Genomic DNA, 13,211 nt, shown 5'->3' with positions numbered 1-13,211 from the left:
CTCAGCCGAAGTCGGGGACGGTCAGCGAGCCGTCCGGGCCGAGCGGGAAACCGGGGTTCCAGGCGATCTCCCACAGGTGACCGTCCGGGTCGGTGAAGCAGCCCGCGTATCCGCCGTAGAAGGTCTCCCGGGCCGGGCGGGTGACCGTCGCCCCGGCCTCGGCCGCCCGGCGCAGGAGGTCGTCGACCTCGTCGCGGCTGCGCACGTTCTGCGCCAGGCTCAGCCCGCCGAAGCCGTCCGCACCCCGGTCGGTCAGGCCCGCGTCGTCGGCGAGCTTGCCCCGCCCCCACAGCACCACCGCCAGGCCGCCGGCCTGGAAGAAGACGGTCTCCTCGACCTCCTGGCCGCGCCAGCCCAGGCGCTCGTAGAAGGTGCGGGCGCGGGCCAGGTCGGCCACGCCGAGAGTGATCAGGCTGACACGCTGCTCCATGTCCGAACCGTACCGCCGCTGGCGTCGGCGGGCGGCGCACCCGGTCCGGCGTCGCCTCCACCGATCGGCCACCCGGAACCAGCCGAACCCGTCGATGCCTGCGCGTGTCCTCCACGGACACGCACGGTTGTACCCGGTGGACGCGGAAGCCCTTCACGAGGAGAGGCGATCCCGGTGACGGCAGGGGACGACGAGGCCCACGGCTGGCGGGCCCGGTGGGTCGCCCGGGAGAACGAGCGGCGGCGCGCGGGATACGACACCGCCCTGCACACGTGGCGCCGGCGCGACGAGGAGTTGCGCCGGCTCTACGCCGAGGCCGAGGATCCCGTCCGGTCGGCGGAGACGCCGGAGGGGCTGCCCGTGCGCCTCGACGACGACGAGGTCGTGCTGGCGGTGCAGCCCGCGGCGGAACTCGTCGAGGTGACGGGGCGGCACGCCGCCGGCCTGCCTCCCGTGGAGCTGACGGTCGTGCCCGTCGAGGACACCCGGCGGTCGCGCCGGCAGCCGAGAGGCGTCAGCGTGGTCGACGCCGGCCCGGCGGTGGTGACCGACCGGCGCCTGATCGTCGTGGGACGCGACGAGCAGCAGGAATGGCCGTACCCCCGGCTCGCCGGGGTGGCGCACCATCCCGGGGAACCGGTCACCCTGCTGCACCTGCACGGCCCGGGCAGGATCCGTGGGGTGCGGGTCCCCCGGGCCGCCGCGTCCGCCTTTCGGCTGCGCCTCACCGCGGCCTACGCCGAGGCGACGGGAGCGCGAGTGGCGCTGCTGGAGCGGCTCGACGACGCGGTGATGGCGCACTGGCAGGAGCGGCCGTCGGTCCCGACGCCGGCCACAGCCGCCGATGCCCCGGTGATCGCCCGGCTCGTCCGGCCGGCGCTGGTCGGCGCCGTCGCGGTGGCGCTGGCCGTCGCGGCGGTGGTGAGCGTGGTCCGCGGGTCCCTGCCCCAGCGACCGGTGGTCGGGATGGAGGTGGACCGCAACGCCGGGGTGGCGGACCCGACCGACCTGTTTTTCCCATCCCCGGCCACGAGTCTCGGCGCACCGGTGAGCTCCACCGCTCCCGGCGAGACCGGCAGGACCAGCACCACCGGCGCGACGTCCGGTCGGCTCCCGGGTGCGGCACCCGTCACCACCGCGGCCACCTCGCCGGCCCCCTCCGTGACGGCGACCCCGACCGCCGGCTGGCCGCCGGTCCCGCCCTCACCGCAGCCCACCGGGACCGTCAGTTCCTCCCCGACGCCGTCCGCCACGCCGAGCCCGACGGAGCCGGACCGGTGCGGCGCGCCGGCCAACCCGTACGGCTACAACTACTGCGGCGGCTCCTACGTCTACGACCCCGCCCCGGACGTGTGCGCCTGGTTCGCCTGCGTGCAGAACCTCTGGGAGGGCAAGGGGTATCTGGTGCAGTGCGAGGACGGACTGATCAGCAGGACCGGGATGAAGCGCGGGCCGTGCGCGGAACACGACGGCACCCGTCGCCCGGTCTACGTCTGACCAACTCCGCCCTCAGCGCCCGGCCCGGACGGCGGGCTTCCCGAGCCGGAACAGCCCACTGAAGACCAGCGCGGCGCCGACCGGCAGCAGATCCAGGTTCACCGCGATCGCGACGAAGCCGACCAGCACCAGCACCGCTCCCCAGACCGGCAGCAGCCGCAGCGCGGCGGCCCGGAACAGCAGCACCAAGATGCCCAGCTGGAACAGCGCGGGCCCACCCGCCAGCACCAGGGCCGGCGGCGGCGCCGCGTCGGCGAAGCGCGGGAACAGGTCGCCGAGGATCACGTAGATGAAGGCGGCCGCGCCGACCAGGCCGGCCACCGCGGCCACGTCGTCGACCGCCCGTAGCCGGGACGAGACGCTACCCACCAGGCCGTGCAACCCCACGATCGTCGCCCCGAACGCGACGATGCCGAGCAGGAACAGGGTGTGCCCGGTCATCCAGGGCCACGCCGACTTGTCGCGGTGCCCGTCCAGGCCGTCGACCAGGCGCAGCACGCCGTAGCCGAGCAGCAGCAGGGAGGCGGTGACGGCCATCGGCCGCAACCAGAGGTACGCCGTACGCCCGGCCGCCCGGGCATCGCTGACGGTCATTTCCTCAGCTTGTCAGCGCGATGCGTCCCGGGCATCCGGGTGCATCCCGTAGTCGCCCCGGAACGCCGACCCCCATCCGGCTCGGGGACGACCACCTCGCCACGCTGGCCCAGGGGATAACCGCTCGCCGTACGGCGGCGGCGGCGCTAGCCTCCCGCCGTGTCCCGCACGATTACCCTCGTCCTCGTTGACCAGGACGGCGCGCCGCTGGGTGCGCTGCCGGCGTACGAGGTGCCGGAGCCGTGGTGGCAGCAGGTCGGCGCGATCGTCGACGAGGCCCGCCGCCGCTACGACGTCGATGTGGCCGTGCTGCGGCTGCTCGCCGCCGACCGGCCCGAGCCGCCCGGCGGTCACCTCACCTACCTCGGTCAGGTAAGCGCGCCCCCGGCCCTGCCGCTGGAGCCGGTGCCGGTGGATCTGTCGCCGCACCCGCTGCGCGCTCCCTGGGCGCAGCCCGGCGGCCCGGCCCGCAGCCTGGCCTGGGCCACCGCCGAGCTGCACCGCCTCGGTCGCCCGGTGACCGGCGTCGTCCAGCACCGCACCTGGAACCTGTCGGCGATCTGGCGGCTCGACGGCCCGCACGGCAGCGCCTGGCTCAAGCAGGTCCCCGCCTTCTTCCGGCACGAGGCCGCCGTGCTGCGCTGGCTCGCCACCGCCGCGCCCGGCACCGGGCCGGCCCTGCTCGCCGCCGACGGCACCGGCCGGATCCTGCTCGACCACATACCCGGCGAGGACCGCTACGAGGCCGACGACACCGAACGCGCCGCCATCGCCGTCGACCACCACGCCGTTCAGCTGCGCGCCGCCGGTGATGTCGACGCGCTGGTCGCTGCCGGCCTACCCGACCTGCGGGGACCGGCCCTCACCGCGTGGATCCGGGATCGGCTCGCTCCGCACGACCTGTCGGTCGCCGCCGACCTGCTCGCCGGCCTCGACGACCGGCTCGAGGAGGTCCGCGACTGCGGCCTGCCCGACACCCTCGTCCACGGCGACCTGCACCCCGGCAACGTCCGCGGCGACGGCCGGCGGCGGGTGGTCATCGACTGGGGTGACGCGTTCGTCGGACACCCCGCCTTCGACATCCTGCGCTTGACCGAGACCCTCGACCCGGCCGCCGCCGCGCCGCTGCTCGACACCTGGGCCGCCCGCTGGCGGACCGACGTGCCCGGCAGCGACCCGCACCGTGCCGTCGAGCTGCTCCGCCCGGTCGCGCCGCTGCGGATGGCCGCCGTGTACGCGATGTTCCTCGCCGGCATCGAACCGAGCGAGCACCCGTATCACCTGGCCGACGTGCCGGCCTGCCTCGGCCGGGCCGCCGCCGAAGCGGAGGTCAGCCTGAGCGGCTGATCCCCCGGCGAACCACCCGGCGCTGGCCGTGGCGGCCTGGCTGTTGGGCGGTGCCTCCGGAGGTCGGCGCCTCATGGCCGCCCGCGCCCGCGCTGAACTGCACCGGGCGGGAAGCGCGTCGCCGCCGACGGGTGATCTCAGACCCGCCGCACCGGGATCCACAGCTCCGCGTCGGCCTCCGTGCCGTCGCTCGACACCCGAACCTTCGAGATCTCCGGACCCGGGCGGCTCTCATACGGATTCGACGGGAACCACTGGGTGAACACATCCCGCCACAGATACTGCACCGCCTGCGGGAACGCCCCCGACGCGGTGAACACCGCCCACGAGCCGCCCGCCACCGGCAGGCTGTCCAGGTCCTCCGGCGCGTCCGCGCCGGTCACCACCCCGTGCCAGTAGTCCAGCTCGGTGCCCTCCGCCCGGTCGCCCGCGAGGTCGTCGCTGACGTTGACGATCCCGCGCGGCTCCTGGTCCGACAGCGCCTCGATCCGGCGTACGGTCTCCTGGCCGATGCCCTTCACGAACGCCACGATGGCCGGGTTCATCCCCTCGTGGACCAACGGGACCCGGGCCTTGCGCCCGACCAGGCGGAAGGCGTCCTTCTCCACGATCCGATACTCCATGCTGCTGCTCCCTTCGACGACGAGCCGGAAGGAGATCCGGGGCTGGGACCGCAGCGCCGCCCCCGTACGCCGGGCCTCGCCCGGACCGACCCCGTGCACGGCCCGGAACGCCCGCGCGAACGCCTCGTTCGAGCCGTACCCCCAGCGGACCGCGACGTCGAGCAGCGGCACCTCGCCGGCGAGCACCTCCGCGCCCGCGACGGTGAGCCGCCGGCGGCGCACGTACTCCGACAGCGGGATGCCGCCCAGCGCGGAGAACAGCCGCCGGAAATGGTGCTCCGACGTGCACGCGATCCGCGCCAGCTCGGCGACCTCGACCGGCTGGTCGAGGTGCCGTTCGAGATGGTCCATGGCCTGGTTCAGCCGCTCCAGCACCCGGTGCTCCTTCCTCTTCCACCACCGACGCTAGGGGCCGCCGAGGCACCGAACCCGATCCCAACGAGCCCGTTTCGGTCGGGTCCGCTGGTGATCCTGGGGGTGGTGTCCGGGCGGACACGCGTCCCGAGCGAGAACCCGTGTTATAAGTATTATCTGAGGAGGTCGGAAAATGCTTATATCGACGGCGGCTTGGAAGGCCCTGGTCGACGCCGGGGTTCTGATCGTTCCGCTCGATTCCGATCGCGTTGAGCTGCGGAGCGGCGCACACCGCGCCGTACTGAGAGTGGTGAGCTCGACAACGGTGCTGCACCCCAGCGACCTCATCAACCTGAAGAGCAGACACCCGGACACGGTCCTGCTCACCGTGCCGTCGGCCACGCCCGCTGTCCGCGCTGCGGTCGAAGCTGCTGGCTGGTCATTGCTGATCGACAACGGGCAGCATGTCACGGGTTTCCTTCAGGTGGCAGGGCAACAGATCCCGATCGAGACAAGGGGCACCGATACCCCCTCACAACCGGTCCGGCGGGGTCGCGTGCCGTGGGGCACCTTCACGCTGGTGCGCCGGCTGGCCGAGCGGCCCTGGTCCGGGCAGCAGCAGTTGGCAGCAGATATCGGTGTCTCCCAGCCCCGCGTGTCACAGGCCCTCGCCGCGCTGACTGAACAAGGTCTCGCCCACCGCACGGCGGCGGGATGGGATGCCACAGATGTCGATGCGCTTTTCGATTGGTGGCTGCGCTCATACCCAGGACCAGGCGGGATAAGAACCCTCTGGTACGGCCTGGAGCCGCCCGTGAAGCAGGCGGAAACGGTCGTTGAAGTGCTGACACGCGGCGGCGAGCGGAGGATCGCGATCTCGGGTGACGTGGCGGCAGACCTGCTCGCCCCGTGGCGGAGCCCGCGCCGAACAGTCATCTACGCCCAGACCGGCGCGGACCTGACCAGCGCTGGCCTCACTCCCGCCGACGAAGACGACGCAACGCTGGAACTCGTCGTGCCCAAGGACCCCGGAGTCTGGCCGGGACCGACCACGGAGGAGACACCGGGGAGCATGCCCCTCGCGGACGCTGTGCAGATCCTCTGGGACGTAGCGCGCGGCTCAGGTCCTGACACCGACGGGGCGGTGCGACACCTGCAGCGAATGCTGCATGGCCGACGTCGGCGAGCGAGTAGGAGCCAGGCCGCATGACCGCGCCCGCATTACCTGGGTCGCCGACGTGTAGCGCGTACGGGCTGGCGGCGGTGAAGAAGTACGGCCTCGCGGTGGGCGGGCGGATGGCTGCCGACCGGGTAGCACGACGCAAGCCGCACGTGCCGCGCGGCACACCCGCGATCCGCTGCGCTGACCGCCCGCCGGCCGACTACTCCGGGCGGTGGCAAACCGCCTCGACGTTGTTGCCGTCCGGGTCCCGAACGAACGCGCCGAAGTAGGTCGGGTGGTATTCGGGCCAGACCCGGGGCGCGTGCAGCACCTCCGCGCCGGCCGCGACCGCGGCGTCGTGGAAGGCCTGCACCGCAGCCCGGTCGGGGGCGGTGAAGGCGATGTGCGCCTCCAGCGGCGCGGCGTCGGCGGGTGCGGGAACCAGCCAGAAGTCGGGGCTGTCGACGCCGTAGCCGATCGGGCCGGGCTCCATGATCCGGCGGCCGCCCAGCGGGGCGAGCACGGTGTCGTAGAAGGCGGCGCTGGCCGACAGGTCGCGCACCATGACGGAGAAGTGGTCGAGCACGGATCCTGCTTCCTACTAATTGCTCACTGCTGAGCGGTTCGGATAATTCGCTCTCCGCTCGGCCGTGGTGGCCGGGCTGGAGTCCTGGACCGGCAGTCTGGTCCGGTGGCGATCGGTCCTATCCTGCAGGATCTGCTTCACCCGCTGGTGTGGGGTGTGCAGGGCGATGTCGGGGTCGCCGGCTCTGTGCAGGATGTTGATCGCGGCGTTCACGTCGGCCTGCCACACCACCCCGCACCGAGTGCAGTGAAACCGGTCCCCACTACGGCGGCCGAAGGCGCCGCAGCGGTGACAGGTTTGTGAGGTGTAGGCGGCGTTGACGGGAACGAGCGCAGAACCTCTGCGCTCCGACACGTTTCTGAGGGCCTCGGCGGTGACTCCTTTGGTCCACGCGGCGAGACGCCGGTTGATGTTTCTGCCGAGCTTCTTGCGGCCAGCGAAGCGTTTGGTGAGGTCTTCGGCGACCACGGTGGCGGCCTTGTCCACGACCTCGTGCACGGCGGTGAAGATCTCCGTCCGCACCCGCGCCCGATGCCGGGCGGCCTGCCGATCCCGCTTCACGGTGCCGAGGTTGTTGCGCGCGATTCGGTGCGCCTTGGCCTGGTCACCACGTGCGGCGGCGGTGTTGGCGATCGAACGCAGCTTCGCCCGACGCCGGTTACGTTCCTTCAACTGATCCGACTCGCTGGTCAGCAGCTCGCCGAGGCGGGTGCCGTGGGGTTGGCCATCGGAGTCGGTGAGGGCTTCGGTGTAGCCCTTGTCCACGCCCAAGGTCTGGTTACCGCAGGGCCGCTGCGATGACCGAATCCGCGCCGCGTCGATCTGGTAGTGCACCTCCACCCGGCCGCCCCGCAGGATCAGCCGCAGCGTGCCCGCCGGCGCGACGGTCGTGGACAGCGGGATCTTGACCATCATGCGGCGTTCCAGGCCGGGAACCGCCAGCGACAGCCGGCCGCGCCCGTCAGTGACCGTGTTGTGCTTGTCAGCGCGCACAACAATCTGATCGTGCGTGTGGTTGCGGCCCCGCTTCCAGTACCTGCGTATCTGCCGGGCCAGGAACGGGTCACTGGCCCACCGGTCGGCCTTCAGTGCGGTAAACATCCGCTTCCGCTCGGCCGGGTCGTCGGTACGCCGGGTGATCGCCCGCCGCACCTGAACCTTGGCCGCCTCCAGACTCGCCGCGATATCGCCGATCGCGTCGCGCACGGTTTCCTTCCACGCATTCGCCGATACACCGAACTGCACGTGCGTACCCTCGGCCATCCACCGGTCCCGCACCTGCCGGTCCCGCAACCCAGACCCGACGCCGTTAATCGACCCGTAACGCTGCCACACCTCGCTGCGTACCCGGCCCAGCCGGCGGGCCTGCTCCGCCAGCGCCGCGTACTTACCTGGATTCAGAGCGGCGGAGTACGCGATACGGGTGACCTTCACCGACCATCTCCCGCGCCCAGGTCCGCCTCTTTGAGCTCCTTCTCGTAACGCCGCAGACCGTACAGCCGGCACGAGAAGGTACGCACAATGTCGAGCAAATCCTCAACCAGCTCCTGCTGCGGAGACAGGGCCTCCTGGTTGACCACGATGATCTCGCAGCCGCCGCGGATCGCCACGTGCTCCAGGAAATCGAGGCCGAACCGGGCCAGCCTGTCCTTATGGGCCACCACCAGCGTGGCGACCTCACCCCGGTCGACGGCGTCCATCAGCGCTAGAACCTTCTTGCGGCGCAGGTTTATCCCGCCGCCGACCTCGCTTACCCACTCGACCACGGCCAGGCCGCGAGCCAGGCAGAACTGCTGCATCGCCGATACCTGCGAGGCCAGGTCCGCCTTCTGTCCCGACGAGGAGACCCGGCAGTACACCACGACCTTCCGCTGGCCTGCATCGAAGCCGGGCTGCAGCACCCCGCGCACATCGGAGTCGTCGAAATGCCTCTGACCGGACGGCAGGCGGCGGGCCGTGATCCGGATCTCCGCCTCCCACCGGCGCACGGTGCTCACCGACCGGCCGACCCGTTCAGCGAACTCGACGATCCGATAAACGCTACCCACAACAGTCGTCTATAGACAGCTTTAGCCAGGATAGTGACCACCAGTCACTCCTCCCTGCGGTTGGTCGTGACCGGGTCAGGCTAGGAGCGAGCTACGACATTTCTTCCCTGTCTCCTGGCGGGTCCTGGATGTGCTGGCCCCGGTGCCGGCCGGTGGCGCGCCAGAATTTTCGCTGCGTCGAGCAGCAGCGGCAGCCCGGCCGGCGTCTTTATCGGCATGAGCGAGCAACGCGAGCCCGGGTGCGGGTCTGCGGGCGGGTGCCTTCGGCGCAGCGGAATGCGTGATTCCCTGCGCATGGTGGTCCGTTCGTCCCTTCCGGGGCCGGTCACGGTTCTTCACGCAGAGCGGAGGTCACGTGGACGTTGAGACCGAGCGTGACTTCGTCTCCTTCGTCGAGGCGCGGTCGCACGTGCTGTTCCGTACGGCACTGACCCTGACCGGGGATCGGCACCAGGCGGAAGATCTACTCCAGATGGTCCTGGCAAAGGCCCTTCGGCGCTGGAAACACATTCATGGGTCGCCGGAGGCGTACCTACGCAAGGCCATGTACCGCCAGCAGGTGAGCTGGTGGCGGCGGGCGGGGCATGGCCGCGAACTGAGCACGGATCGAATCCCGGACAACCGGGCGGTGCCGGACCCCACCGCTCGGCTCGATCTGCACCTGGCCCTACAGGACTCGCTGCGCCGGCTCGCGCCGAAGCACCGTGCGGTGCTCGTGCTGCGCTACCTCGAGGACGTCCCCGACAACGAGATCGCGCAACTGCTCGGCTGCAAACCGGCGACGGTCCGCAGCCAGATCGCACGGGCCCTCAGCCGGCTACGCACCCTCTGCCCAGACCTCGACAGCCTTGCCGTGAAGGAGGCTCGCAGATGACAACCGACTTGGACCGAGCACTGCGCGACGCATTCGAACGGATCGGCGACGCACCTCCGCCGGTCGGTGTCGCACCTGCCGTCGTACGCAGGGTCCGCCGTCAGCGTCGAGTGCGCATGGCCCTGACCACCGGCGCTCTTGTGGTGCTCGTCGCCGCCGCGGCGCCCTTCGGGGTTCGGGCGGTGGGTGGGCAGAACGAACAGTTCGGCGCTGGCACACCGAGCTGTTCGGTGGTCGTGACCGCCTACAGCGGAGTCGGCCAGCAGGGTGACCCTGACGGAGCGGTACGCGGAGAACGGCAAGGTGGGCAGGGTGCGACGAGATCGCTGCTGCGCGACAACGCGGCCGGCGGGTACCTCGACCTGCCGGCGTACCGCAGCCTGGTCCCGTCTCCCGACGGATCCCGGGTGCTGGTCCAGGCGGGCGACGACACCCCGACCAGCCCGCTGCGCAGCGGGATCCTCGATCCGGCCAACCCGTCCAAAATGCAGTGGATCGACAGCTATACCGGGGAGGGCGCCTGGTCGCCCGACGGCAAGGAAATCCTGTTCACCGTACGCGAGCGCCTGAGCGACAAGGGCTTCGCGATTGTCGACGCGGTGACCCTGAAGGCCACCTTCGTCAAGCTTGACTTCTACGCCGGCGGCAACACGGGCTCGCAGGACTTCGTCTGGGCGCCCGGCGGCAGCGAGGTCGCGCTCACGGTGTCGCAGAACGCTGGCAACGAGAGCCTGCCCGACCAGGTGACCGGGATCCACTTCTACCACCGCTCCGGGCAGCTGGCACGCACCATCCCGGCGACCGCCGCACTGTATTCGGGGCAGGCGTTCTCCCCTGACGGGACCCGGATTGCCCTGCACGACCGGCTCTCCGACGCCCCGGCCAGGATCGTCGCGACGGCCACCGGCGCCGCCCAGCAGACCGTCCCGCTCCCCGGGAACAACGAGGTCATCGCATGGGCAGACGACGAGCACCTCGTCCTTCGCCACTGGCGTGACGATCGCAACGGGTCGGAGGTGCGGGTCGTCGACCTGGCCGGACGCATCTCCCAGGTCGTACCGCTGGCCGCCGGCGTCGAGAACGCGAACGGCATCTCCATCGCCTGCACGTAGGCGATAAACGGGCAATCTTCGCTGGTCGGGGGTGGTGCCGGCGGCACCGGAATCACCGCCACCCCCGATCAGCGAGCGGTTGACGACACCCGGTTACCACGGCGCCGGCCCGGGCTGGTGTCATGGGACCCATGGGTGAGTCCGAGGTGCGGCGCACCGTCGAGGCGGTGTGGCGGATGGAGGCCGGGCGGGTCGTCGCCGGCATCGCCGCGATCGTCCGCGATGTCGGTCAGGCTGAGGAGTTGGCGCAGGACGCCCTGGTCGCCGCCCTCGAACAGTGGCCGCGCGACGGCGTCCCGGCCAACCCCGGGGCGTGGCTGATGACCGTCGGCAAGCGCCGGGCCGTCGACGCGCTGCGCCGCCGACAGACCCAGGACCGTACGCTCGCCGAGCTCGGCCGGGACCTCGACGAGCAGGTCACCCCCGACTTCGACGCCAACCTCGACGAGCCGATCGAGGACGATCTGCTGCGGCTGATCTTCGCGGCCTGCCACCCGGTGCTCTCGCCGATCGCCCGGGCGGCGCTCACCCTGCGGCTGCTCGGCGGCCTGACCACCGGTGAGATCGCCCGCGCCTTCCTCACCTCCGAGTCCACAGTCGCGCAGCGGATCACCCGCGCCAAGCAGACCCTCGCCACCGCCCGGGTCCCGTTCGAGGTGCCCGGCCCGGCCGAACGCGCCGAACGCCTCGACTCGGTGCTGGAGGTCGTCTACCTGATCTTCAACGAGGGGTACGCGGCCACCGCCGGCGACGACTGGATGCGCCCCGCCCTCTGCCAGGAGGCGCTGCGGCTGGCCCGGCTGCTGCAGGGGCTGATGCCCGACGAGCCCGAGGTGCACGGGCTGGCCGCGCTGCTGGAGATCCAGGCGTCGCGTACTCGTGCCCGCACCGGCCCAGACGGCGCACCGATCCTGCTGAACGATCAGGACCGCAGCCGCTGGGACCAGCTGCTCATCCGCCGCGGCCTCGCCGCCCTCGACCGGGCCCGCACCGGCCAGGCCGGCCCGTACACCGTCCAGGCCGAGATCGCGGCCTGCCGCGCGCGGGCGCGTACTCCCGAGGAGACCGACTGGGCGCGGATCGCCACCCTCTACGCGGAGCTGGCCCGGCTGGTGCCCTCGCCCGTGGTGGAGCTGAACCGGGCCGTCGCCGTCGCCTACGCCGACGGGCCCGCCGCCGGCCTGGCGCTGGCCCGCGCGCTGGCGGACGACCCGGCGCTGGCCGCCTACCACCTGCTGCCCAGCGTGCTCGGGGACCTGCTCGCCAAACTCGGCCGGCACGACGAGGCCCGGGCCGAGTTCGAGCGGGCGGCGTCGCTCACCGGCAACGCCCGTGAGCGGGCGCTGCTGCTCGACCGGGCCGCCGCCTGCCGCTCGTAAAAAATCTTGAGACCCGATGTCGAATTCCGGTCGACCCGATCGACGCGTCAGTGAGAGCCGATGACGAGGAGATCGAGATGACCAGTACGACACTGCCGCAGGCCGGAACGACACGGGGCGTCCCGACCGCCACCCTGCTCGGCGCGGGGGCCGCCACCGGACCGCTGTTCCTGGGGCTGTCCTTCGCGCAGGTGCTCACCCGCGACGGCTTCGACCTGAGCCGGCAACCGCTGAGCCTGCTCTCCCTCGGCGAGTACGGCTGGATCCAGATCGCCAACTTCGTCCTGTCCGGGCTGCTGGCCCTCGCCGGCGCCGCCGGGCTGCGACGGGCGCTGCGCGGCGGGCCGGCCGGGACGTGGGGGCCGGCTCTGGTGGCGGTGCTCGGTGTCGGCCTGATCGTCGCCGGGGTGCTGCGGGCCGACCCGAGCATGGGCTGGCCGGCCGGTGCCCCCGAGGGGGCGCCGGAGACGATGAGCTGGCACTCCGTCGGCCACGGCGTCGGGGCGATGCTGTCGTTCGGGGCGCTCACCGTCGCCTGCCTGGTCTTCGCCCGCCGCTTCCAGCGGCTCGGCGCCGGCGGCTGGGCGCTGTTCTCGCTGCTCTGCGCGCTGGCTTTCGTGGTCGTGATGGCCTGGCCCGACGAGGACAGCATGAGCGTCCGGATGGCCGTCGGCTCGATCTTCATCTTCGGCTGGCTCACCGCGGTATCCGCCCGGATCCGCGCCGACCTTTCCTGAAAGGAACCTCACCAATGCGCTACATGCTGATGCACAAGCTGGACGAGAACCTGCCCGGCGCCTTCGACCCGAGCCCGGAGTTCATGACGCGGATGGGCGCCTTCATGGAGGAGGTGGCCAAGTCCGGGGTGCTGCTCGCCGCCGAAGGGCTCTGCAAGAGCAGCGAGGAGTCGGCCCGCATCACCGCCACCAAGGGCAAGACCACCATCACCGACGGGCCGTTCACCGAGACCAAGGAACTCATCGCCGGGTTCGCGCTCGTCGAGGTGCGGTCGAAGGAGGAGGCGGTCGAGTGGGCGAAGCGGTTCGTCGACATCTTCGTGCAGACCGGGATCGACGTCGAGGTGGACGTCCGTCGGGTCAGCGAGGGGCCCGGAGCCTGAGCGGACCCCGGAGGCGCTGACCGGGACCATCCGGCAGCGGGCACGGAACGGGTGGTACCGGCGCCCCGCCGGTACCACCCATGCC

At 71.6% G+C, this 13,211-nt stretch carries 15 protein-coding genes; 9 read left to right on the top strand and 6 right to left on the bottom strand.

All coding sequences use genetic code 11. The annotated features are described in order from the left end of the window. Window position 1: 1 nt before the first annotated feature. Window positions 2-430 carry a VOC family protein gene (locus tag ACNAVT_RS00675; RefSeq protein WP_416291764.1) on the bottom strand — a complete coding sequence of 143 codons (429 nt, stop codon included), beginning with the start codon at window positions 428-430 and terminating at the stop codon, window positions 2-4. A 174-nt stretch (window positions 431-604) separates the two neighbouring features. On the opposite strand from ACNAVT_RS00675, the gene ACNAVT_RS00670 reads away from it, so the two are divergent. Then, window positions 605-1,927, top strand: coding sequence for a hypothetical protein (locus ACNAVT_RS00670; protein ID WP_416291762.1), 1,323 nt, complete (start codon window positions 605-607; stop codon window positions 1,925-1,927). A gap of 12 nt (window positions 1,928-1,939) precedes the next feature. Here ACNAVT_RS00670 and ACNAVT_RS00665 read toward each other — a convergent pair whose 3' ends face one another. Further along, the gene (locus tag ACNAVT_RS00665) at window positions 1,940-2,521 is read right to left on the bottom strand and encodes a hypothetical protein (protein WP_416291760.1); all 582 of its coding nucleotides are present in this window, start codon (window positions 2,519-2,521) and stop codon (window positions 1,940-1,942) included. A 159-nt stretch (window positions 2,522-2,680) separates the two neighbouring features. On the opposite strand from ACNAVT_RS00665, the gene ACNAVT_RS00660 reads away from it, so the two are divergent. Next, a complete protein-coding gene (locus tag ACNAVT_RS00660) occupies window positions 2,681-3,868 on the top strand; it encodes an aminoglycoside phosphotransferase family protein (RefSeq protein WP_416291759.1) in 1,188 nt (395 codons plus the stop codon). 137 nt (window positions 3,869-4,005) lie between these two features. Here the strand turns inward: ACNAVT_RS00660 and ACNAVT_RS00655 are convergent, their stop codons facing one another. After that, window positions 4,006-4,866, bottom strand: a complete 861-nt coding sequence (locus ACNAVT_RS00655; protein WP_416291757.1) for an AraC family transcriptional regulator — start codon at window positions 4,864-4,866, stop codon at window positions 4,006-4,008. Between the two features lie 172 nt (window positions 4,867-5,038). On the opposite strand from ACNAVT_RS00655, the gene ACNAVT_RS00650 reads away from it, so the two are divergent. Then, window positions 5,039-6,055, top strand: a complete 1,017-nt coding sequence (locus tag ACNAVT_RS00650) for a hypothetical protein (RefSeq protein WP_416291755.1) — start codon at window positions 5,039-5,041, stop codon at window positions 6,053-6,055. Then, window positions 6,052-6,297 (top strand): membrane protein insertion efficiency factor YidD, encoded by a 246-nt coding sequence (yidD, locus tag ACNAVT_RS00645; RefSeq protein ID WP_416291753.1) that lies wholly within the window; start codon window positions 6,052-6,054, stop codon window positions 6,295-6,297. The genes ACNAVT_RS00650 and yidD overlap by 4 nt, the downstream gene beginning before the upstream one ends. On the opposite strand, the gene ACNAVT_RS00640 is transcribed toward yidD, so the two are convergent. From ACNAVT_RS00640 to ACNAVT_RS00630, 3 genes are read right to left on the bottom strand one after another with little or no spacing between them, the layout of a single operon-like run. After that, on the bottom strand, window positions 6,228-6,593 hold the full coding sequence (locus tag ACNAVT_RS00640; protein ID WP_416291751.1) for a VOC family protein: 366 nt from the start codon (window positions 6,591-6,593) through the stop codon (window positions 6,228-6,230). The genes yidD and ACNAVT_RS00640 overlap by 70 nt on opposite strands. Window positions 6,594-6,608: 15 nt before the next feature. Then, complete coding sequence (locus tag ACNAVT_RS00635; protein ID WP_416291749.1) at window positions 6,609-8,027, bottom strand: RNA-guided endonuclease InsQ/TnpB family protein; 1,419 nt, start codon at window positions 8,025-8,027, stop codon at window positions 6,609-6,611. After that, window positions 8,024-8,641: an IS607 family transposase gene (locus ACNAVT_RS00630; RefSeq protein ID WP_416291747.1), complete on the bottom strand. Its 618-nt coding sequence runs from the start codon at window positions 8,639-8,641 to the stop codon at window positions 8,024-8,026. The genes ACNAVT_RS00635 and ACNAVT_RS00630 overlap by 4 nt, the downstream gene beginning before the upstream one ends. Window positions 8,642-8,996: 355 nt before the next feature. Between ACNAVT_RS00630 and ACNAVT_RS00625 the strand changes: the two genes are divergently transcribed. The 5 genes from ACNAVT_RS00625 (at window position 8,997) to ACNAVT_RS00605 (ending at window position 13,126) form a co-directional block, all read left to right on the top strand. Continuing rightward, window positions 8,997-9,515 (top strand): SigE family RNA polymerase sigma factor, encoded by a 519-nt coding sequence (locus tag ACNAVT_RS00625; RefSeq protein WP_416291746.1) that lies wholly within the window; start codon window positions 8,997-8,999, stop codon window positions 9,513-9,515. Next, window positions 9,512-10,627, top strand: coding sequence for a hypothetical protein (locus ACNAVT_RS00620; RefSeq protein WP_416291744.1), 1,116 nt, complete (start codon window positions 9,512-9,514; stop codon window positions 10,625-10,627). The genes ACNAVT_RS00625 and ACNAVT_RS00620 overlap by 4 nt, the downstream gene beginning before the upstream one ends. 131 nt (window positions 10,628-10,758) lie before the next feature. Further along, the gene (locus ACNAVT_RS00615) at window positions 10,759-12,006 is read left to right on the top strand and encodes an RNA polymerase sigma factor (RefSeq protein WP_416291742.1); all 1,248 of its coding nucleotides are present in this window, start codon (window positions 10,759-10,761) and stop codon (window positions 12,004-12,006) included. Window positions 12,007-12,083: 77 nt separating this feature from the next. Further along, window positions 12,084-12,743, top strand: a complete 660-nt coding sequence (locus ACNAVT_RS00610) for a DUF998 domain-containing protein (protein ID WP_416291740.1) — start codon at window positions 12,084-12,086, stop codon at window positions 12,741-12,743. A gap of 14 nt (window positions 12,744-12,757) precedes the next feature. After that, on the top strand, window positions 12,758-13,126 hold the full coding sequence (locus ACNAVT_RS00605; protein WP_416291738.1) for a YciI family protein: 369 nt from the start codon (window positions 12,758-12,760) through the stop codon (window positions 13,124-13,126). Window positions 13,127-13,211: the final 85 nt, after the last annotated feature.

Source organism: Micromonospora sp. SL4-19, from assembly GCF_047921475.1.
Classification (GTDB): Bacteria; Actinomycetota; Actinomycetes; order Mycobacteriales; family Micromonosporaceae; genus Micromonospora.
This window is presented reverse-complemented; position numbering and strand designations above follow the sequence as displayed.